Genomic DNA, 20778 nt, shown 5'->3' with positions numbered 1-20778 from the left:
CAGTAGCCTACGGCCATGCAGTGGTGGAACGACTTCATCTCCTGGCTGACCTCGAGCTCGTCGCAGTCGGCGGTCTTCGCCGCCGGCGTGCTGTTCGTCGCGGTGCTCGCGTCCGGCCTCCTCGCGGCGTGGATCTCGACCGCCGCCGTCCGACGCGTCGTCGCGCAGCGCGACAGAGAAGCGAGGGTCGCGGCGATCGCCGCCCTCGTCGACGCGGCCACCGAGGCCTCCGTCTGGAACTCGCTCACCCCGCACGAGCAGGTGCTGGCCGACCGTACCGTCGGCCAGGCCGACATCGTGGTCCGACTCCTGCCGATCCGCGGCTCGGACGTCGCGGCGAACTGGGCGGCGCACCAGCTGCACGAGCTCAAGCGCGCCTCGGCGACGTTCGGCTATCAGCTCGACCCCGCCGTCGTGGAGTTCCGCGACCGACTCCTCGAGTGGCAGCGTCACCCGGGCCGCACTCGTCGGCAGTTCCAGAACGACCTGGATCGCTGGCGAACGCAGCGCCAGGAGCCCGATCAGGGCATGATCGACGCGCAGGACACCTGGGTCGCCGAGCAGCACCACGATCGGTATCGCGACGTCGCCGGGACGGCCGACGCCTCGACCGCGCCCACCCGGACCTTCGCGTCCGAGTCCGCAGCGCCGGCGACCGCCGCGCTGCCCGAGACCGAACCGCAGCGCTGAGCCGACGCGCCGGTCAGCGCCACCATTCGTCGAACATCGACGCCGGGACGGTGCGCTTGTGGCGCGTCTGCAAGTACCGCGCCTCGATCCGATCGGCGATCTCGTCGTCGATCGCCTCACCCTCGAGGTACGCGTCGAGATCCTCGTAGCGGAGCCCCAGGTTCGCCTCGTCGGCCTGTCCGGGATCACCGTCCAGGAGGTCGGCGGTCGGCACCTTGAGATACAACCGCTCGGGCGCCCCGAGTTCCTCGAGCAACGCACGGCCCTGCCGCTTGGTCAGGCCCGTGAGCGGCACCAGGTCGACTCCGCCGTCGCCGAACTTCGTGAAGAAGCCCGTGACCGCCTCCGCGGCGTGATCGGTGCCGACGACCAGCAGACCGCCCTCACCCGCGAGCGCGTACTGCGCGACCATGCGCATGCGAGCCTTCACGTTGCCCTTGCCGAAATCGCTGAGCGCACGAGCGGTCGCGGTCGCGAACTCGGACGCGATCCCGTCGACGCCGTCCTTGATGTCGAAGACGACGGTCTCCTGCGGGGCGATGAACGTCAGCGCGAGTTGCGCGTCGTCCTCGTCGCGCTGGACGCCGTACGGCAGGCGCACCGCGATGAACCGCGCGTCGACGCCCTCGTCGACGAGTTCGGCCACCGCCATCCTGCAGAGCCGGCCGGCGAGCGTCGAGTCCTGCCCGCCGCTGATGCCGAGCACGTATCCACGCGCGTGCGACGCGGTCAGGTACTCCTTCAGGAAGTCGACGCGACGACGCACCTCTGCGGCGGGGTCGATCCGCGGGCTGACGTTGAGCTCGGCGATGATTCGCGCCTGGAGATCTCGCATGCCCCGACGATACCGCCGTCATGTTTCGGCGAGGAAACGCGCGCGCTCCACTAGCATCGCGGCAGGAGACTCACCCGCTCAGGAGGTCACGTGGAGTACTCGATCAGCACGATGGTGCTCGTGCCGGCGATCGCGGTCGCCGCACCGCTCATCGTCCGCGGACTCGGGCGATGGGTCGCGATTCCGCTCGTCGTGTTCGAGATCGTGCTCGGGCTGATCGTCGGCCCGTCGGTGCTCGGCTGGGTCGTGCCCGAGGAATTCATGGGCATGCTCGCGGAGTTCGGCCTCGCGACGCTGTTCTTCCTCGCCGGCAACGAGATCGACTTCAGGGCGGTTCGCGGGCGCCCGCTCAGTCGCGCGGCGATCGGGTGGATCATCTCGCTCGCGGCGGGCATCAGCATCGCGGTGCTGTTCGCCCCCGACCTTCCCGCCGCCGGGTTCATCGGCATCGCGCTGACCTCCACGGCGCTGGGAACGCTCATGCCCGTTCTCCGCGACTCGGGCGACCTGACCACGCCGTTCGGCCTCTCGGTCCTCGCGATCGGCGCGGTCGGCGAGTTCGGACCGCTCCTCGCGATCTCGCTGTTCCTCAGCGGGCGCTCGCCGCTCATCGCCGCGGTCGTGCTGGTCGTGTTCGCCGTCGTCGCCGGCATCGCGATCTGGCTCGCGGCGAAGGGGTACGGCAAGCGCATGCATGCCATGATCACGTCGACGCTCCACACGAGCGGGCAGTTCGCGGTGCGACTCGTCATCTTCATCCTGCTCGCGCTCGTCGCGCTCAGCATCGTGCTCGATCTCGACATGCTGCTCGGCGCATTCACGGCGGGCGTGCTCTACCGGCTGCTGCTGAACGGGGCTCCGGAACGCGACGCCGAAGCGATCGAGTCGAAACTCGAGGCGGTCGGCTACGGCTTCCTGGTGCCCGTGTTCTTCATCAACACCGGCATCACCTTCGACCTCGAGGGCCTCTTCGCCGACGGCAGGACGACGGCCATGCTGCCGATCTTCCTCCTCCTGATGCTCGTCGTACGCGGCATTCCCTCGATGCTCGCGGCACCGGCCGGATCGAGCCGGCGCGACCTCGCCGCGACCGCGTTGTTCGGTGCCACGGGGCTTCCGATCATCGTCGCGGTCACGGCGATCGGCGTCGATGCCGGCGACCTCTCGAGCGGCACGGCCGCCGCGCTCGTCGGCGCCGGCATGCTCTCGGTGCTGCTGTTCCCGCTCATCGCCCTCCTGGTCCGGCGTCGCGGCGGCGCGTCGCGCGATCGCGCCGTGACCGACGACGTGCACGTGCCGACCGAGGGCTGATCGCCCTCGGCGGGTATGCTTGCCACGACCGCCCCCGTAGCTCAGCGGATAGAGCAGGAGCCTTCTAATCTCTTGGTCGCAGGTTCAATTCCTGCCGGGGGCACCGACGACGCGGATGCCGCGTCGAACACGCTGTCGGCGCCTCCGGTTAGACTCGCCGCATGGCTTCTTCGAGCGACAGACTGGTCTGGATCGACTGCGAGATGACCGGACTCGACCTCGAAGTCGATGAGCTGGTCGAGATCGCCGTCGTCATCACCGACTACGACCTCCGCCCCGTCGACGGTGGGCTCAGCATCGTCATCAAGCCCGACGCGAGCGCACTCGAGTCGATGGGCGAGTTCGTGCGGCAGATGCACACCACCTCGGGGCTCATCGAGGAGATCCCCAACGGCGTCTCCGTCGCAGAGGCCGAGTACCAGGTGCTCGAGTACGTGCTGAAGCACGTGCCCGACGAGCAGAAGGCGCCGCTCGCCGGCAACTCGATCGGCACCGATCGCGCATTCCTCACGAAGTACATGCCCCGACTCGATGCGCACCTGCACTACCGCAACGTCGACGTCTCGTCGATCAAGGAGCTGGCCAAGCGCTGGTTCCCGCGCGCGTACTTCAACTCCCCCGCGAAGAACGGCGGTCACCGCGCTCTGGCCGACATCCTCGAGTCGATCCGCGAGCTGCACTACTACCGCCGCGCGGTCTTCGTCGCCGACCCGGGCCCGGCCAGTCACGAACTGCAGGCGCTCGCCGCCGAAGTGGTGGCCGAGTTCGAGCAGGGCTCCAACGTGTAGTAGGCTCTATCCGTTGTCCTGATCGCCCCGGCGGTCGACACATGGTGGGTATAGCTCAGTTGGTAGAGCGCCTGGTTGTGGTCCAGGAGGTCGCGGGTTCAAGCCCCGTTACTCACCCCAAGCGGTGTGCGAAGCGCGGGTCCGGAAACGGCCCGCGCTTCGTGTATCAGCCCTCTGGACGGACGGATGGGAGAGGCCGTGGAACTCGATGCCGAAGCGTTCGAAGCCCTCGTCGTCGATGAGCTCGACCAACTGCCCGACGACATGATCGACGGGCTCGAGAACGTCGTCTTCGTCGTCGAGGACCGCCCGGAGGACGGCTCGCTCGACCTGCTCGGCCTCTACGACGGCTGGGCGCTGACCGAGCGCGACCGCTACGGATTCGGCGAGATGCCCGACCGGATCATCCTCTACCGCGAACCGCTGCTTGCGATCTGCGACGACGAAGACGAGCTCCGTGAGGAGATCCACGTCACCCTCGTGCACGAGATCGCCCACTTCTACGGCATCGACGACGACCGCTTGCACGAACTGGGCTGGGCGTGAGCTCGGCCGAGATACCCTGAACGTCATGAGTCTGTCGCCCGGCCGCATCGTCGGCATCGCCATCGGCGCCGTCGCGATCCTCGCGGTCGGCGTCTACGGCCCCGCCATGCTGCTCGGTCCCCTGCCGGAGGCGGAGGTCCACGTCAGCGCGGCGGGCGAGGGCGCCGCCGGGAAGCCCGAGCCGATCGTGCTGCCCGAGAGCGGAGCGAGTGCCGTCGCGCTCGTCGACGAGGACGGCAGCGCCTCGATGCTCGCGACCGCCGGCGAGACCGGTGTGGTCCCCATCGGCGGCGCCGCGAAGCTCGTGACCGTGCTGGCGACCCTCGACTCGCTGCCGTTGCCCGACGACGGACCCGGCCCCGCGATCAAGATCGGCCCCGCCGACTACACCGACTACCTCGATCACTCGAAGGCCGGCAACCGCACGCTGCAGGTCTCGCCCGGAGACAGCTGGTCGGAACGCGACGTCGTTCGAGCGGTGCTCTTCGCCTCGAGCAACAACCACGCCGACACGCTCGCCCGATGGGCGTTCGGCAGTGTCGACGGATACGTCGACGAAGCGAACGCGTGGCTCGAGGCACAGGGCTTCGAGTCGACGCGAGTGGCTGATGCGACGGGCCTCTCGGCCGACAACGTCGGTACGGCTGAAGAGCTCGCGCGGCTCGCCGCAATGACGCTCGCGAACCCGCAGCTCGCGGCCCTCGTCGCCGATCCCGAGCGCAGCGACCCGACCTCGCGCAACGTCCCCGACGTCATCGACCACCTCGGCGACGAGGGCGTTCGGGCACTCTCGCGCAGTTACACCGACGAAGCCGGCGTCTGCTTCATCTTCACGGCCACCGTTCCCGGGGCCGACGACGAGCCGCAGCGCATCGTGGGAGCGATGACGACCATGCCGGACTACGAGACGCTCGACCCTGCCGTGGTCGAGGCGTTCACGTCGGTCGCGGCATCCGCGGCGCCCGTCACCGTCATCGCCGAGGGCGCCCGCTACGGCACGGTCGAGACCGCATGGGGCGATGAAGCCGACCTCATCGCCCGCACCGAGCGGACCGACGCCGCCTGGGGCAGCGACCCGGGCGAGGCATCCGTCGCCGTCGAACCGTTCACGACGGCGCGTGCAGGGCGCGCGGTCGGTACCGTGACCGTGCCGACCGCGAACGGCGACATCGGCAGTGAACTCGAGCTCTCCGCCGACATCGACGACCCGGGGCCGCTCTGGCGGCTCGCGAACCCGTTCGTGCTGATCGACGCGTTCGTCAACGGCCGATCGGGCTGAGCGAGCGCGTCATCCGCCGTCGACGGCGACGCCGGCCGGTTCAGTCGTTCTCGTCGTCGGACTCCACCGGATCGGAGTCGTCGGCGTCGAAGCTGAAGCGAACGCGCAGCTGGCCGCCCATCTCGCGCTCGTCGACGGCGTTGTACCAGAACAGCGACTCCAGCCCGTCGACCGCGGCGACCATGCCGACGCGCTTCTCGGGCTTGCCCCCGACGAGGGCGCGATGGTCGAACTCGCCCTCGAGCGGTCCGTCGATGAACTCTGCGACGTACTGGGCGCCGACCGAATCTGCACTCATAGCACTACCGTAGCCCCCGGGCTCCGCACTCGGGCAGTTCGACGACCAGGTCGGCCGAACCCAGTGGGTCGGTACGGTGCACGTATCGGCGCCACTCGGTCTCCCAGAGGTCCCAGAACGGGTCGAAACCCCCCGCATCGCGCTCGAGCGCACGGCGCTTCCGCGTCGCCTGCGCCGCTCGCACCCACACCCTGACCACCCCGGTGCGACCCGCTGTCGCCTCGAAGGCACCGCAGCCCTCGACGATGAGCGGCCGACCCGGGAGGACGGTGACGGAGGCCGCCGGCCGATTCCGCGCCCAGTCCCACCCGCGCCATCCGCCCGGCACGCCGCGCGCGAGCGGGGCGAGCAGAGTTCGTTCGAGCGATCCGGAGGCGGTCGCGAGCCCCCGCCAGCCGGGATAGATCGCATCGAGCCGGACGAGTCGGGGGGACGCCCCCGCACGCCACGACCGCGCGAGCGCATCGGCGAGCGTCGACTTGCCGGCACCGCTCGGGCCGTCGATCGCGATGAGCGGCCACGCCGCGCTCGCCTGACGCCGCCGTGCCGCGACCAGTACCCTGGCGACGGCCGCCGCCTCGCTCACGACCACACCGGATGGAAGGTGCCCGCCGCGATCGCGGCGCCGATGGCCGCCACCGCGATGGCGAACGCGATCGCGATCAGTACCCAGTCGCTCCAGCCGATCGTCGACGCCCTGGCCCAGGTGCGCGGCCGATCGCTCCCGAACCCTCGAGCCTCCATCGCGGTCGCGAGCTTCGACCCCCGGCGGATCGCGAGCACGAGCAGGGCGAACGCCATGGTCGCGAACCGCCGCACCACGCCCGTGTCGCCGATCCCTCTCGCGCGACGGCTGAGCGCCATCGCGTGCCAGTCCTCGATGAAGAGCCCGACGAGCCGGGCGCCCGCGAGTGCGCCGAGCACGAAGCGACTCGGGAGCCGCCACACCTGCGCGAGACCATCCGCGAGCTCGGTCGGATCGACCCGCATGAAGAGCAGCACCGCGGGCAGGCCGACCGCGAGCACTCGAACGGTCACCGCGATCGCGAGCTCGATCGAGCCGTCGGTGATGCGCGCGAGCCAGAAGCTCCAGTACTCCTCCCCCGACGGACGGCCGTAGAGGAGCATGCTGATGCCGGCGATCGGCGCGGCGATGAGGATCGGCCAGGCCCGTCGGACGAGCATCCGGGGGCGCACGCCCGCGGCCATGAAGAGCACGAGCTCGATGACGAGTGCGGTCGCGGCGCTCACCCAGTCGACGGTGAGCAGCAGCGGGGCGGTGAGCAGCATCGCCGCGGCGAGCTTCGTCACGGGGTTGACTCGATCGATGAACCGGAGTCGGGGAGCGTCGACGGCTCCGGAGGCGACGGCACTCATGCGAACGCCCGGGTGTTCGTCGGCTCCAGGCGGATGCCGCGGTCGCCCAGGGCTGCGATGTACGCGGCGTCGTGGGTGACCGACAACAGCGTGAGGCCCTCGTCGACGAGTTCGCGCAGCAGCGCGGTCAGCTCGAGCCAGGTGATCCGGTCCTGGCCGAACGTCGGTTCGTCGAGGACGAGCACCGAGGGCCGGGCCGCAAGGACGGCAGCGACGGACAACCGGCGCTTCTCGCCGCCCGACAGGGTGAACGGATTCGCCAAGGCGATGCGGTCGAGCCGCAGGCGCGCCAACAGGTCTTCGACGCGAGCGGCCGTCTCGCGGTCGCCGAGCCGGAGCGCCCGCGGCGCCACCTCGAGCTCGGCGCGCACGCTGGACGTGACGAACTGGTGCTCGGGCTCCTGGAACACGGTTCCGATGCGCGTCAGCAGGTCGCGGGAGCGCCAGCCGATCGGGTCGCCTCGAAGCCCTGCCGACAACGACGCGGATGCCTCGACCCGACCGTCGAGCGGGCGCAGGAGGCCGCCCAGGGTCAGGGCGAGGGTCGACTTGCCGGCACCGTTCGGGCCGGTCAGCACCGTGCTGGTGCCGCGCGGAAGCTCGACGTCGAGTCCGCGCTGGACGATGTCGCGCGGACGACGGCCGACCGCGAGTCCGTTCGCGGTGAGCAACGGCTCGGTCGGCTCGTCCACGGCGACTCGACGGCGAGGGGCCGTGGGGCCGAGGCCGCCGGGAACCCATACGCCCGCGGCGAGGAGCGCCGCGCGTTGACGCGAGAGCACGACGTCGGGAGGCCCGTCGGCCATGAGACGCCCGTCGAGCCCGAGCACGACGACGCGGTCGACGAGATCGGCCCACACCTCGACGCGGTGCTCGACGACGACGAGTGTCGAGCCGTGCCGATCGAGTACCCGCTCGACCGCCGCCCTGACCTCTCGGACCCCGTCGGGGTCGAGATTCGCGGTGGGCTCGTCGAGCAGCAGCAGCCCCGGGCGCATCGCGAGGGCGCCCGCGAGGGCGAGCCGTTGCTTCTGCCCGCCCGACAGCGCCGAGCTCGGATGGTCGATCGCCACGTCGAGACCCACCTCGTCGAGCGATTCGCGCACCCGACGCCAGATCTCGTCGCGAGGGACACCGAGGTTCTCGCATCCGAACGCGACGTCGTCGCCCACCCGTGCGAGGATCACCTGCGAGTCGGGATCCTGCAGCACGAGCCCCGAACGCCCCCGCACCCGCGCCGGCTCGGCTCCGTCGACCAGGAGCTCGCCGACGGCCTCGCCCTCGTCGTCACCGCCGTGCACACCGGCCATGGCGTGCAGCAGGGTCGACTTGCCGGCGCCGCTCGGCCCGAGCAGGAGCACCCGCTCGCCCGGCTCGATGCGGAGGTCGATCCCCTCGAGCGCGGGGCGGAGCCGGGAGGCGTGACGCCATCCCCAGCCGCGCACGTCCACGGCGGCCGGGGTCGGCGAAGATGCGGTGTTCGCCACGTCAGACCCGTCGGGTCGCTTCCTGTCCCGCCGCGAACCGGCTGAGCGCGCCCGTCGCGGCGAGCGCGCGAACGAGCAGCCACCCGAGCACGCCGGCGAGCACCGCGCCCGAGACGACGACCGTGCAGAAGTAGAGCGTCAGGAACTCGGCCGACTTCTGCAGGTTTCCCGAGGTGAACAGCTCGAGCGTCCACGCGCCGGCGCCCGCGGCCGCACCGGCGAGGATCGCCTGGAGGAGCCCGAAGCGACGGTAGAGGAAGATCGCGAAGACGAGCTCGGCGCCGATGCCCTGCGCGAGACCCGACCAGATGGTCTCGACACCCCACTGGTTGCCGACGATCGCGGAGACCATGGCCGCGACGAGCTCGACGAAGAGGGCGGCGCCGGGCTTGCGGATGATGAGGCCGCCGAGCACACCGCCGATGAGCCAGATGCCGACGGCGATGCCGCCGAGTCCGGGGGTCACTGCGTCGGCAGCCACGAACCAGGCGTAGCCGATGTTGTTCCAGAACAGGAACAGCAGCCCCGTCGCCACGGCGACGACCGAGGCGACGACGATGTCGACGACACGCCAGCGGAGATTGCGCGCCGGCGCGGCACCGGTCGTGGAGGCGGTGGGGGTTGGTGCGGATGCGTGCACTGTCGTGCCCTTTCGTTCGGTGGAAAGAGGCACGGGATGTTGAGATCGATTGCCCTCCCTGCGCTGGCATGACCCAGATCAGGTTCGACGGTCGAAGGTTGAGAACCTTCCTCTCAGCCCGGCTCACCGGACTCCCGTGTTCATCGACGAGTATACGCAGGCCACGACCGCATGACGCCGCGCGACGGACGAGCGGCGCGGTCGCCCGTCGAGCCGCGCCCCGCCTTCAGGACCGCGTCAGTGCTTGAGCGCGCGGATGACGGCGCGGAGCGCCTTGCCCGTCACCCAGATGAGCGGGGTCGCGACGAGGAGGAGACCGATGAGGTTCGGTTCGAAGCGGACGTCGCCGCCACGGCCGACGTATGCGCCGAGCGGAATGGAGAGCCCACCGCCACCGCCGCCGCCGGCCTGGTCGCCGCCGGAGTCGCTGCCGCTGCCCGCCCCGAACCCGTAGTACCCGAGCGCGACGGGGACGACCTTGGTGCCGTCGAGATCGACGGGTTCGCCGTACGAGGTCTTCACGCCCACGCCGGCGACGGTCTCTGCGAGTTCGAGCACGAGATCAGCCATGACCGCCACGCTACCCGCCGAACTGCGTTCGATCCACCCCCGCCCGGCCTTCGGCCGCCTCGGCGGCGTCCGCCGCGTCGCGCGATGCGCCCGCTGCGTCGAGGGGCCGACGTCGCATGGACTCGACGCGCGCCGCGGCTTCGCCGGGTCGGACGAGCGCGGCCGGTCGCACCGCACCGCGTCCGAACCGGGCCGTCACCTCGTCGACGGCCCGCTCGGCCCCGCGCCACTCCTCATCGGGGTCCCAGAGGGCGGCCCCGCCGCCGGAGGGACGCAGCTGCTCGGCGCGCACCCCGATCAGGCGAATCCGGGCGCCGTCGCCGACGAGCTCGCCGAGCGCGGCCGACGCCTCGTCGTAGATGCGGCGGGCGACGTCGGTCGGCTCACCGAGCGTGCGCGAACGGGTGACGGTGCGGAAGTCGCCGTAGCGCAGCTTCAGCACGACCGTGCGCCCCACGACGCCCGCACGGCGCAGCCGGACCGCGACGTCGTCCGAGAGTCGCAGCAGCTCGCGGCGGATCTGCGTCGGATCGGTGAGGTCGTGGCCGAAGGTGACCTCATGTCCGATGCTCTTCTCCGAACGGGCGGTCTCGACGTCGCGCGGGTCGATGCCGTTGGCGAGCCTCGTCAGACGTGACGCGAGCGCCGGCCCGACGGCGCGCTGGAGGGCATCGGCCGGCATCTCCGCCACGTCGCCGACCGTGCGGAGTCCGAGCCGCGTCAGCGACTCCTCGGTGACGCGCCCGACACCCCAGAGCGCCGACACCGGGAGCGGATGCAGGAATGCGAGGGTCTCGGCGGCGGGCACGACGAGCATGCCATCGGGCTTCGCACGACTCGACGCCACCTTCGCCACGTACTTCGTCGCGGCGACGCCGATGGAGCAGGTGAGGCCGGTCTCGGAGCGGACGCGTTCACGAATCGCCCACGCGATCTCCGCCGGGCTGCCGTGAAGCCGACGAGCACCGGACACGTCGAGGAAGGCCTCGTCGATCGAGAGGGGTTCGACGAGCGGTGTGACCTCCTCGAAGATCTTCATGACCTGCTTCGAGTAGCGCGAGTAGCTCGCGTAGTCGCCCCGGAGCACGATCGCGTTCGGGCAGCGCTGCAACGCCACCGACATCGGCATCGCCGAGTTGACGCCGTACCGGCGGGCCTCGTAGCTCGCTGCCGAGACCACGCCGCGGCCGGCGGTGCCGCCCACGAGCACGGGCTTGCCACGGAGCTCGGGGCGGCGCAGGAGTTCGACCGAGACGAAGAACGCGTCCATGTCGACGTGCAGGATCGGGGTGGCCGAATCGTCGACCGGTCCAGTCGTGACCTGGCGCGACGAGCCGTCCTGCTTGCTCATGTTGCGACTCTATCCCGGTCCGCCGACGTCGCCCGGCCGACCGGAGTCATGCCGGACGGCGGCGAGCCCGACGCACGACGAAGACGGCGCCGGGCCTCAGAACCCGAAGTCGCCGCCGCCGAAGTCTCCCCCGCCGAAGTCGCCGCCGAATCCGCCGAAGTCGCCACCGGTGTCACCCCCGGCTTCGACCGAGCCGGCATCCGCGCCGGCATCGGCGCCCCCGGCGTCGAACGATGCGGGGTCGGGCAGGATCGCATCGGCGATCGCCGTGCCGACGACGACACCCGCGATCGAGCCGAGGAGCGAGCCGCCGAACATCTGGCCGAACGACGGTCCGGGTCGCCCCGCACCCTGCGGGCCGCCCTGCGCGCCGGCGTTCGAGAACGCGCGCTCCATGCTCCCCGGCGCCCGCAGCTCCTGGCGGGTGGCGGCCCGGGCGAGGGCGCTCGGGTCGTCGGAGACGAGCCGCTCCCCTGCCGGCGCCTGGTCGGCGAGGGCCCGGTAGACCTGCTGGCGCTGCTCGGGCGTCAACTTCGCGAACGCCTCCGCGTGCACCTGCTCGATCGCCTCCGGCGGTGCGGTGCGCAGCAGGTAGCGGTAGCGCTCGATCGCGAGCTCGTCGGGCGTGAGCCCGCGCCCGGGCGCGGGCGGCACCGGCCGTTGCGGCTCCGGGGCGCCGAAGAGTCGATCGAAGAATCCCATGGTGTCCTCGCCAATCGTGAAGGTGTCATCGAATTCTCGCGGGCCTCGCCTTGAAACGGCTGAGAGCCGGGTCCGAGGCGTCTCCGCCTCGGACCCGGCTCTCAGCATCGGCCTCGGCTATGCTCCGCCCGAGCCGGCTCGCTCCAGCACGAGCTCGCGAACGCGAGCCGCGTCGGCCTTGCCCTGCATCGCCTTCATGACCGCGCCGATCACGGCGCCGGCGGCCTGAACCTTGCCGTCACGGATCTTCTCGAGCACATCGGGCTGCGACGCCAGCGCCTGGTCGATCGCCGCGATCAGTGCACCGTCGTCGGACACGACGGCGAGCCCTCTCGCGTCGACGATCTCCTGCGGCGAGCCCTCACCGGCGACGACGCCCTCGAGCACCTGCCGCGCAAGGCGGTCGGTGAGGGTGCCCGCGTCGACGAGCGCCGCGAGCTGGGCGACCTGCTCGGGCGTCGCGAGCCCCGAGGCATCCGTCTCGCTCGCGTTCGCGAGCCGGGTGAGCTCGCCCGTCCACCACTTGCGTGCAGCGGCGGGCGTCGCACCCTCCGCGATCGTCGCGGCGACCTCGTTCAGGAGACCGCCGTTCACCACGTCCTGGAACTCGAGGTCGGTGAAGCCCCATTCGCCCTTCAGGCGGCGGCGGCGGGCGGCCGGCGGCTCGGGCAGGGCTGCACGCAGCGACTCGATGAGCTCGGTCGTCGGCACCACGGGCACCAGGTCGGGCTCGGGGAAGTAGCGGTAGTCGTCGGCGTCGGACTTCGGACGGCCGGGGCTCGTGGTGCCCGTGTCCTCATGCCAGTGCCGCGTCTCCTGCGTGATCGTGCCGCCCTTCGCGAGGATCGCGGCCTGGCGCTGGATCTCGTAGCGCACCGCCCGCTCGATCGAGCGGAACGAGTTCACGTTCTTCGTCTCGGTGCGGATGCCGAGCTGCTCGGCACCGCGCGGGCGCAGCGACACGTTCGCGTCGCAACGGAGGTTGCCGCGCTCCATGCGCGCCTCGGAGATGCCGAGCGAGAGCGCCATGTCGCGAATCGTCGAGACGTACGCCCTCGCGAGCTCGGGCGCATCGGCCTCGGCGCCGAAGATCGGCTTCGTGACGATCTCCACGAGCGGCACGCCGGCACGGTTGTAGTCGACGAGCGAGTACTCCGCACCCTGGATGCGGCCCGTCGCACCGCCCACATGCGTGAGCTTGCCCGCGTCCTCCTCCATGTGCGCCCGCTCGATCGGCACCTGGAAGGTGCGCCCGTCGGCGAGCTCCACCTCGACCGATCCCTCGAACGCGATCGGCTCGTCGTACTGGGAGATCTGGTAGTTCTTCGCGAGGTCGGGGTAGAAGTAGTTCTTGCGCGCGAAGCGGCTCGACGCGGCGATCGAGCAGCCGAGCGCGAGGCCGAGCGAGATCGACTTCTCGACGGCGTCGCCGTTCACGACCGGGAGCGACCCCGGCAGGCCGAGGCACACGGGCGAGACGAGCGTGTTGGGCTCGGCACCGTGGTACTTCTCGTTGGCCGGGTTCGGCGCGGGCGAGAACATCTTCGTCTCGGTGTTGAGCTCGACGTGCACCTCGAGGCCGATCACCGGCTCGAAGAGCTCGAGGGCCTTCTCGTAGTCCATCAGTTCGACGCGCGCCATCAGAGTGCGCCCTCCTCGGTCGCGGTGAGCTCGTGGGTCGTGAGGTCGGGCGCCTTCGCGAGGATCGGCCCGCCCCACTCTGCGATCAGCAGCTGCTCGAGCGCACCGCCGACGTTGTAGAGGCGTGCGTCCTCACGCGCGGGCGCGAGGAACTGGATGCCGACGGGCAGCCCGTCTTCGGGCGCGAGGCCCGACGGGACCGAGATACCGGGCACGCCGGCGAGATTCGCCGGGATCGTCGCGACGTCGTTGAGGTACATCGCGAGCGGGTCGTCGAGCTTCTCGCCGAGCCTGAACGCCGTCGTGGGTGCGGTCGGCGTGGCCAGCACGTCGACCTTCGCGAAGGCGGCGTCGAAGTCGCGCTGCACGAGCGTGCGGACCTTCTGGGCGCTGCCGTAGTACGCGTCGTAGTACCCAGCGGAGAGGGCGTAGGTGCCGAGGATGATGCGGCGCTTCACCTCGGGGCCGAAGCCGGCCTCGCGGGTCGCGGCCATGACCTGCTCGACCGTGCCGCCGCCGTCGGGCGTCACGCGCAGGCCGAAGCGCACCGAGTCGAACTTCGCGAGGTTCGACGAGGCCTCAGCCGGCAGGATCAGGTAGTAGGCCGCGATCGAGTACTCGAAGTTGGGCGCGGAGACCTCGACGATCTCGGCGCCCTGCTGCTCGAGCAGTTCGAGCGACTCGTGGAAGCGCTGGCGGACTCCGGCCTGGAACCCGTCGGAATCGAGCTCCTTCACGACGCCGATACGCAGCCCCTTGACGTCGGCGTTGCGCGCGGCCTCGGCCATCGAGGGCCAGCGCATGTCGATCGAGGTGGAGTCGTGCCGGTCGTGCCCGGCGATGACGTCGTGCAGGAGCGCGGCGTCGAGCACGGTGCGCGTGACGGGGCCGATCTGGTCGAGGCTCGAGGCGAGCGCGATCGAGCCGTAGCGGCTGACGGCGCCGTAGGTCGGCTTCACGCCGACCGTGCCGGTCACGTGCGCGGGCTGGCGGATCGAGCCGCCCGTGTCGCTGCCGAGTGCGAGGGGCGCCTCGAACGCCGCGACCGACGCGGCCGAGCCGCCGCCGGAACCGCCGGGGATGCGCTCGAGGTCCCACGGGTTGTGCGTCGGGCCGTACGCCGAGTGCTCGGTCGACGAGCCCATCGCGAACTCGTCCATGTTGGTCTTGCCGAGCGGGATGAGCCCGGCCTCGCGCACCTTGCGCACGGGGGTCGCGTCGTACGGCGGGATCCAGCCCTCGAGGATCTTGGAACCCGAGGTCGAGGGCATGCCCTCGGTGACGAGCACGTCCTTGATCGCGATCGGCACGCCCGCGAGCTCGCCGAGCGATTCGCCGGCGGCACGCGCACGGTCGACCTCGGCGGCGGCCGCGAGGGCGCGGTCGGCGTCGACGTGGAGGAACGCGTGCACGGCGCCGTCGACGGCGGCGATGCGATCGAGGTGGGCACGCGTCGCCTCGACGGACGAGACGTCGCCCGCGGCGAGGCGGCCGGCCAGGTCGGCGGCGTTCAGCCGGATCAGGTCGTCGGCGTGGCTCACTGCTCCTCCCCCAGGATCGCGGAGACGACGAAGCGGTCGCCGTCGCGCTCGGGGGCGCCGGCGAGCGCCTGCTCGGGGCTGAGCACGTCGTCGGTCACGACGTCGGCGCGGAAGACGTTCTGCATCGGGATCGGGTGGCTGGTCGGCGGCACCTCGGGAGTCGCGACGCGATTCACCTGCTCGACGGCCTGCATGATCTGGCCGAGCTCGGTGGTGAGGTGCGCGATCTCCTCTTCGGTGAGCGCGATGCGAGCGAGGGTCGCGAGATGCGCGACCTGCTCGGCACTGATTTCAGGCATGCTGCTCCGAACGTGTCGTGACGGGGATACCGGCAAGTCTATTCGAGCGGCCCCCGCGTCGCCTGCGGCGCCGTCGATCGGTCGAGGATGCCTCGCCACCCTGCCGATCACCCGTCGAGCGCCGCCGGCCCCTCGCTCACGAGCACGGCGAACTGCGCGGCGTCGAGTACGCGGATGCCGAGTTCTTCGGCCTTCGCGAGCTTCGAGCCCGCACCCGGTCCGGCCGCCACGAAGTCGGTCTTCTTCGAGACGCTCGACGCGGCCTTGCCGCCGGCGGCGATGATCGCCTCCTGGGCGCCCTCGCGCGTGAACCCGTCGAGCGAACCCGTGGCGACGACGGTGAGGCCGGCGAGCACGCCGCCGGCCTCGGCGGCGGCGCCGGGGCCCGCGTGCCCCGGCGTCGACCACTGCACGCCCGCGGCCGTCCAGCGGTCGACGATCTCGACGTGCCAGTCGACGCCGAACCAGTCGATGAGCGAGTCGGCGATGATGCCGCCGACCCCCTCGACCTCGGCGAGCTGTTCGCGGCTCGCCGCGCGGATGGCCTCGAGCGAGCCGAACCAGTCGGCGAGGGCGCGGGCGGCGACCGGGCCGACGTGACGGATGTTGAGCGACACGATGAGGCGCCACAGCGGTTTGGTCTTCGCCTTCTCGAGTTCGGCGAGGAGCTTCGTGGCCGCCTCCGACGGCCCGAGCTCGCGGAAGTCCTTCTTCACGCCCGCGGCCCGGCGCTCGGCGGCGGTGAGCTGCTCGGTGCCCGGCGGGTAGGTGATGCGCACCTTCTGGAACGGGGCGCGCTTCACCGGCTCGCCCGTCGCCTCGTCGACCTTGGGCTCGCCGGTCTCGGCATCGCGCACGACGACCTCGATCGGCACCAGTTCTTCGATGGTGAGCTCGAAGAGACCCGCCTCGGTCGGCAGCGGCGGGTCGGCCGGGAACGACGGCTGCGTGAGCGCCGCGGCGGTCACCTCGCCGAGCGCCTCGATGTCGAGGCCGCCACGGGAACCGATGTGCTCGATGCGGCCGCGCACCTGCGCCGGACACGACCGCGCGTTGGGGCAGCGCAGGTCGATGTCGCCCTCTTTCATGGCGCGCAGCGGCGTACCGCACTCAGGACACAGCTCGGGCATGTGCCATTCGACCTGCGTGCCGTCGCGGAGCTGCTCGACCGCACCCAGGATCTCGGGGATGACGTCGCCCGCCTTGCGCAGCACGACCGTGTCACCGATCATGACGCCCTTCGCCCGCACCACCTGCTGGTTGTGGAGCGTCGCCTGCCGCACCGTCGAGCCGGCGACCTTCACCGGCTGCATCACCGCGTAGGGCGTGGCGCGACCGGTACGGCCGACGCCCACGACGATGTCGAGGAGCTTGGTGTGCACCTCTTCGGGCGGGTACTTGTACGCGATCGCCCAGCGGGGCGCACGACTCGTGGCGCCGAGCTCGTCGTGCAGGTCGAGCTCGTCGACCTTGACGACGATGCCGTCGATCTCGTGCTCCACCGAGTGCCGGTGCTCGCCGCGTTCGGCGATGTAATCGGCGACCTCGTCGACCGTGTCGAACACGCGGGAGTGCGGTGAGACCGGCAGGCCCCAGCCGGCGAGCAGGCCGTAGATCTCGGACTGGTTGCGGACGTCGGGGTGCGCCCAGGCGCCGATGCCGTGCAGGTAGAGCTCGAGCCGGCCCAGTCGTTCGCGCATGAGCTCGAGTTCGAGACCCGTCTTCTTCTCGCGGCGCTGGCGCAGGCTGCCCGCGGCCGTGTTGCGGGCGTTCGCGAACTCGGGGTACTTGGTCGGGATCTGGTCGGCCGGCCGGCCCTTCGCGAGCTGATCGGCCTCGTAGGCGGACTGCAGCTCGTGCTGGCGCTCGTTGAGGGCCTCGAAGTCGGTCGTGCGCAGGAAGACCTCCCCGCGCACCTCGAAGAAGCCGGGATACCCATCGCCGGTGAGCCGCCGCGGGATCGCCGGGATGAAGTCGACGTTCTCGGTGATGTCTTCGCCGACCCGGCCGTCGCCGCGGGTCGTCGCGGTCTCGAGCACGCCGTCGCGGTAGGCGAGGCTGATCGCGAGCCCGTCGATCTTCAACTCCGACAGCCAGCGCACCGGCCGCCCGGCCGCAGCGGCCGTCTTCGCCGCCCAGTCGCGGAACTCGTCGATCGAGAAGACGTTGTCGAGGCTCAGCATGCGCTCGGCGTGCTCGTGCTCGGGGAACCCGGCGGAGACGACCGCGGCGCCGACCTGCTGCGTCGGGCTGTCTTGGCCGGAGAGCTCGGGGAACGCGCGCTCGAGCGCCTCGAGTCGGTGGAAGTCGGCGTCGTACTCGGCGTCGGACAGCGGCGAATCGCCGTCGCCGTAGTAGGCGAGCCGGGCGCTCTCGATGCGCGCGGTGAGCGCGTCGGCCTCGGCGCGGGCCGTCTCGAAGTCGGTCGGAAGGTCGTTCTCGGCGGGAGTCTCGCTCACAGGCCAATCCTAGGGAGGCCGTCCGACAGTGGGGGTCCGATCGACGAGCCCGCGGGGCGCCGACTCCTGCTCTCGGCACCCGAGGAGATGGCGGGTGCCGGATGGATCGACCGGGATGCCGCTGCGCGTCGAGCCCGAACGAATCGACGCGACGGTGGTACCGGACGCCGATGACACCGCCGAGGATCGCACCGCCCGGGCTCACGACGACCGCCACGAGGCCGGCGACGGCGACGGCGACGGCGATCGACAGTGCGTCGTCGGGCACCGGGAGCCGCGGGAAGGCGTCGAAGGAGCCGAGCACGGAGGCGCTCCTGCCGGCCACCACGCTCACCACCGCACCCACGATCGCGGCGAGGAGGGCCCCCGCCCGGACCGCGAGTCCCTGCACGACGCCGCTGAAGCGGGCCATGCGACCGGCGACCCCGAGGGCGAGGGCGAGGCGCACCCGCCGTCGATCTCGACGGCAGCAACGCGGAGCGCCCGGCGGTGCGGCCCGGCGGCGAGCCTATGCCTCGACCGGCACCGCGCTCACGGTTCGGTCGATCGTGAACTGGCCGAGCACTCGCGTGCCGACGTAGAGCACCGCGGTCTGGCCCGGGGCGACGCCGCCGAGCGGCTCGGCGGGGCGGACGACGAGTTCGGCGGAGCCGGGAGCATCCTGATCGATGCGGGCGACGGCCGGCACCGGGTCGGCGTGCGCGCGGATCTGCACCTCGCAGTCGAACGCCTCGCCGGGCGAGGCGATGATTCCCGACGCGACGGGATCGAGCCCGGCCCACGAATATCGCGCTCCCGCGATCTCGGCGACGGCGAGCGCCTCTTTCGGGCCGACGACGACGGTGTTCTCCTTCGGTCGCACCTCGAGCACGAAGCGCGGCTTGCCGTCGGGCGCGGGCGTGCCGAGGCGCAGGCCCCTGCGCTGCCCGACCGTGTACGCATGCGCCCCATCGTGCGATCCGACGACGGAGCCCGATCGGTCGACGATGTCGCCTTCGGCGACGCCGACCTTGTCGGCGAGCCAGCCCTTCGTGTCGCCGTCGGGGATGAAGCAGATGTCGTACGAGTCGGGCTTCTGCGCGACGCTGAGCCCGCGCCGGGCCGCCTCGGCACGTACGAGCTGCTTCGACGCCGTGTCGCCGAGCGGGAAGTACGCGTGCGCGAGCTGCTCGGCCGTGAGCACGCCGAGCACGTACGACTGATCCTTCGCCTCGGCGTTCGCCCGGTGCAGCTCGAGCGCACCCGAGTCGCCCGTGACGACCTTCGCGTAGTGTCCGGTGGCGACGGCGTCGAACCCGAGGGCGAGCGCCTTCTCGAGGAGGGCCGCGAACTTGATGCGCTCGTTGCAGCGCATGCACGGATTCGGCGTGCGGCCGGCCGAGTACTCGGCGATGAAGTCGTCGACGACGTCGGCCTTGAACCGCTCGGAGAAGTCCCACACGTAGTACGGGATGCCGAGCACGTTCGCCGCGCGCTGCGCGTCCATCGAGTCTTCGATGGTGCAGCACCCGCGGCTGCCGGTGCGCAGGGTGCCCGGCATGCGGCTCAGCGCGAGATGCACGCCGACGACCTCGTGGCCGGCTTCGACGGCGCGCGCGGCCGCGACGGCGCTGTCGACGCCGCCTGACATCGCTGCAAGGACCTTCACCCCTCCAGTGTAGGCAGGGCAGTCTGAAGAGGCGGTGGGCGGCTCCTCGATGCGCGGCGCGCCCGAAGCGATCACCGATCGACGGTCAGCGGTCGAACGAGGTCGCCCGGCCGGCGAGCCCGGCCTTCGCCGCCTGGGCGTGCGCAGCGGGCAGTGCGGCGAGGAAGGCATCGACGTCGGCCTCGGTCGACGCGTGCCCGAGCGTGATCCGCAGCGCACCGCGCGCGTCGGACTCGGACCGACCCATCGCCATGAGCACGTGGGACGGCTCGGGCACACCCGCCTGGCAGGCGGAGCCGGTCGAGACGGCCACCCCGGCCGCATCGAGCAGGAAGAGCAGGGAGTCGCCTTCGCAACCGGGGAAGGAGAAGTGCACGTTTCCCGGCAGCCGGGCGGATGCCCCGGGCCCGGCATCGCCCGACAGTCGCGCAGTCGGCACCGCCTCGACCACGCCGGCGATGAGACGGTCGCGGAGCCCGGCCATGCGGGTCGCATCGTCGTCGAGGCGCGCCGCGACGATCTCGGCCGCCGCCGCGAAGGCCGCCGCCGCCGCCACATCCTGGGTGCCGGACCGCACCTTGCGCTGCTGCCCGCCACCGTGGATGAGCGGCTCGACCGCTGCGGAGCGGTCGAGCACGAGTGCGCCGATGCCCGCCGGCCCGCCGATCTTGTGCGCCGAGACGCTGAGTGCGACGAGCCCGGCGCCACGCGGTGCCTCCGTCGCGCGGCGCAGCGCGCGCACGTCGATCGGCACCTGGCCGTAGGCGGCGATGGCATCCACGTGCAGGGGCACCCCGGCGCGGGCGGCGAGTCGGGCGACCTCCTCGACCGGCTGGATCGTGCCGACCTCGTTGTTGGCCCAGAGCATGGTGACGAGCGCGACCGTTTCGGCATCGGCGAGTTCCGCCGCGAGCACGTCGAGCCGCACCCGCCCGACCTCGTCGAGCGGGATCTCGACGATCTCGGCGCCCTCGTGCTCGGCGAGCCAGTCGACCGTGTCGATCGTGGCGTGGTGCTCTCCGGCCGGAACCAGGATGCGAGAGCGGTCGGCACCGCCCGCGCCGCGCCGCTGCCACCACAGTCCCTTGATCGCGAGATTGACCGCCTCGGTGCCGTTGCCGGTGAACACGATCTCGATGCCGTCGACGCCGAGCGTCGCGGCGATCCGCTCGCGCGACTCCTCCAGCAGGCGCTTCGCCTGCTGGCCCGCGCTGTGGATCGACGAGGGGTTGCCGACCACGGCGAGCGCGGCGGTCATCGCCTCGATCGCCTCGGGCAGCATCGGCGTGGTCGCCGCGTGGTCGAGGTAGACCATT

General features: G+C 71.3%; 20 protein-coding genes, 2 tRNA genes and 1 riboswitch. Of the genes, 7 read left to right on the top strand and 15 right to left on the bottom strand.

Annotated features, from left to right (window positions below; translation table 11 throughout):
* Nucleotides 1-15 precede the first annotated feature (15 nt).
* Nucleotides 16-690, top strand: coding sequence for a hypothetical protein (locus LR269_RS10875; protein WP_231430810.1), 675 nt, complete (start codon nucleotides 16-18; stop codon nucleotides 688-690).
* A 13-nt stretch (nucleotides 691-703) separates the two neighbouring features.
* Here the strand turns inward: LR269_RS10875 and nadE are convergent, their stop codons facing one another.
* Nucleotides 704-1525 carry an ammonia-dependent NAD(+) synthetase gene (nadE, locus tag LR269_RS10870; RefSeq protein WP_231430809.1) on the bottom strand — a complete coding sequence of 274 codons (822 nt, stop codon included), beginning with the start codon at nucleotides 1523-1525 and terminating at the stop codon, nucleotides 704-706.
* Between the two features lie 90 nt (nucleotides 1526-1615).
* Here nadE and LR269_RS10865 point away from each other — a divergent pair, with 90 nt between their 5' ends.
* The 6 genes from LR269_RS10865 (at nucleotide 1616) to LR269_RS10840 (ending at nucleotide 5449) form a co-directional block, all read left to right on the top strand.
* Entirely contained in the window at nucleotides 1616-2836 is a 1221-nt protein-coding gene (locus tag LR269_RS10865) for a cation:proton antiporter (RefSeq protein ID WP_231430808.1), read from the top strand.
* Nucleotides 2837-2866: 30 nt separating this feature from the next.
* Nucleotides 2867-2939, top strand: a tRNA-Arg gene (locus LR269_RS10860).
* Nucleotides 2940-2997: 58 nt separating this feature from the next.
* Nucleotides 2998-3624, top strand: coding sequence for an oligoribonuclease (gene orn, locus LR269_RS10855; protein WP_231430807.1), 627 nt, complete (start codon nucleotides 2998-3000; stop codon nucleotides 3622-3624).
* A gap of 44 nt (nucleotides 3625-3668) precedes the next feature.
* Nucleotides 3669-3744, top strand: a tRNA-His gene (locus LR269_RS10850).
* 78 nt (nucleotides 3745-3822) lie between these two features.
* The gene (locus LR269_RS10845; RefSeq protein WP_231430806.1) at nucleotides 3823-4170 is read left to right on the top strand and encodes a metallopeptidase family protein; all 348 of its coding nucleotides are present in this window, start codon (nucleotides 3823-3825) and stop codon (nucleotides 4168-4170) included.
* Between the two features lie 25 nt (nucleotides 4171-4195).
* Nucleotides 4196-5449 (top strand): hypothetical protein, encoded by a 1254-nt coding sequence (locus LR269_RS10840; protein WP_231430805.1) that lies wholly within the window; start codon nucleotides 4196-4198, stop codon nucleotides 5447-5449.
* Between the two features lie 40 nt (nucleotides 5450-5489).
* Here the strand turns inward: LR269_RS10840 and LR269_RS10835 are convergent, their stop codons facing one another.
* The 14 genes from LR269_RS10835 to LR269_RS10770 all read right to left on the bottom strand — a co-directional run bounded on the left by LR269_RS10835 (nucleotide 5490) and on the right by LR269_RS10770 (nucleotide 20777).
* Nucleotides 5490-5747: a hypothetical protein gene (locus tag LR269_RS10835; RefSeq protein WP_231430804.1), complete on the bottom strand. Its 258-nt coding sequence runs from the start codon at nucleotides 5745-5747 to the stop codon at nucleotides 5490-5492.
* A 4-nt stretch (nucleotides 5748-5751) separates the two neighbouring features.
* Nucleotides 5752-6333, bottom strand: a complete 582-nt coding sequence (locus LR269_RS10830) for a (d)CMP kinase (protein ID WP_231430803.1) — start codon at nucleotides 6331-6333, stop codon at nucleotides 5752-5754.
* Nucleotides 6330-7058 carry an energy-coupling factor transporter transmembrane protein EcfT gene (locus LR269_RS10825; RefSeq protein WP_374201112.1) on the bottom strand — a complete coding sequence of 243 codons (729 nt, stop codon included), beginning with the start codon at nucleotides 7056-7058 and terminating at the stop codon, nucleotides 6330-6332. Before LR269_RS10825 ends, LR269_RS10830 begins: the two co-directional genes overlap by 4 nt.
* 62 nt (nucleotides 7059-7120) lie before the next feature.
* Entirely contained in the window at nucleotides 7121-8611 is a 1491-nt protein-coding gene (locus LR269_RS10820) for an ABC transporter ATP-binding protein (RefSeq protein WP_231430801.1), read from the bottom strand.
* 1 nt (nucleotide 8612) lies between these two features.
* Nucleotides 8613-9251 carry an ECF transporter S component gene (locus tag LR269_RS10815; protein ID WP_231430800.1) on the bottom strand — a complete coding sequence of 213 codons (639 nt, stop codon included), beginning with the start codon at nucleotides 9249-9251 and terminating at the stop codon, nucleotides 8613-8615.
* Between the two features lie 38 nt (nucleotides 9252-9289).
* Nucleotides 9290-9399, bottom strand: a riboswitch (TPP riboswitch).
* Nucleotides 9400-9488: 89 nt separating this feature from the next.
* Complete coding sequence (locus LR269_RS10810; protein WP_231430799.1) at nucleotides 9489-9821, bottom strand: hypothetical protein; 333 nt, start codon at nucleotides 9819-9821, stop codon at nucleotides 9489-9491.
* A 10-nt stretch (nucleotides 9822-9831) separates the two neighbouring features.
* Nucleotides 9832-11172: a DNA polymerase IV gene (locus LR269_RS10805; protein ID WP_231430798.1), complete on the bottom strand. Its 1341-nt coding sequence runs from the start codon at nucleotides 11170-11172 to the stop codon at nucleotides 9832-9834.
* A 96-nt stretch (nucleotides 11173-11268) separates the two neighbouring features.
* Complete coding sequence (locus LR269_RS10800; protein ID WP_231430797.1) at nucleotides 11269-11874, bottom strand: hypothetical protein; 606 nt, start codon at nucleotides 11872-11874, stop codon at nucleotides 11269-11271.
* A 117-nt stretch (nucleotides 11875-11991) separates the two neighbouring features.
* The gene (gene gatB / locus LR269_RS10795) at nucleotides 11992-13515 is read right to left on the bottom strand and encodes an Asp-tRNA(Asn)/Glu-tRNA(Gln) amidotransferase subunit GatB (RefSeq protein ID WP_231430796.1); all 1524 of its coding nucleotides are present in this window, start codon (nucleotides 13513-13515) and stop codon (nucleotides 11992-11994) included.
* Complete coding sequence (gene gatA, locus LR269_RS10790; RefSeq protein ID WP_231430795.1) at nucleotides 13515-15056, bottom strand: Asp-tRNA(Asn)/Glu-tRNA(Gln) amidotransferase subunit GatA; 1542 nt, start codon at nucleotides 15054-15056, stop codon at nucleotides 13515-13517. The genes gatB and gatA overlap by 1 nt, the downstream gene beginning before the upstream one ends.
* Nucleotides 15053-15355: an Asp-tRNA(Asn)/Glu-tRNA(Gln) amidotransferase subunit GatC gene (gene gatC, locus LR269_RS10785; protein ID WP_231430794.1), complete on the bottom strand. Its 303-nt coding sequence runs from the start codon at nucleotides 15353-15355 to the stop codon at nucleotides 15053-15055. Before gatC ends, gatA begins: the two co-directional genes overlap by 4 nt.
* A 107-nt stretch (nucleotides 15356-15462) precedes the next feature.
* On the bottom strand, nucleotides 15463-17814 hold the full coding sequence (ligA, locus tag LR269_RS10780) for an NAD-dependent DNA ligase LigA (protein WP_231430793.1): 2352 nt from the start codon (nucleotides 17812-17814) through the stop codon (nucleotides 15463-15465).
* Between the two features lie 508 nt (nucleotides 17815-18322).
* Nucleotides 18323-19462, bottom strand: coding sequence for a tRNA 2-thiouridine(34) synthase MnmA (mnmA, locus tag LR269_RS10775; protein WP_231430792.1), 1140 nt, complete (start codon nucleotides 19460-19462; stop codon nucleotides 18323-18325).
* A gap of 85 nt (nucleotides 19463-19547) precedes the next feature.
* A complete protein-coding gene (locus LR269_RS10770) occupies nucleotides 19548-20777 on the bottom strand; it encodes a cysteine desulfurase family protein (RefSeq protein WP_231430791.1) in 1230 nt (409 codons plus the stop codon).
* Nucleotide 20778: the final 1 nt, after the last annotated feature.

Origin of the sequence: Agromyces sp. S2-1-8 (assembly GCF_021129215.1) — a bacterium.
GTDB classification, from domain to species: Bacteria; Actinomycetota; Actinomycetes; order Actinomycetales; family Microbacteriaceae; genus Agromyces; species Agromyces chromiiresistens.
The sequence above is the reverse complement of the archived record's forward strand: the minus strand, read 5'-3'. Positions and strand labels throughout refer to the sequence as shown.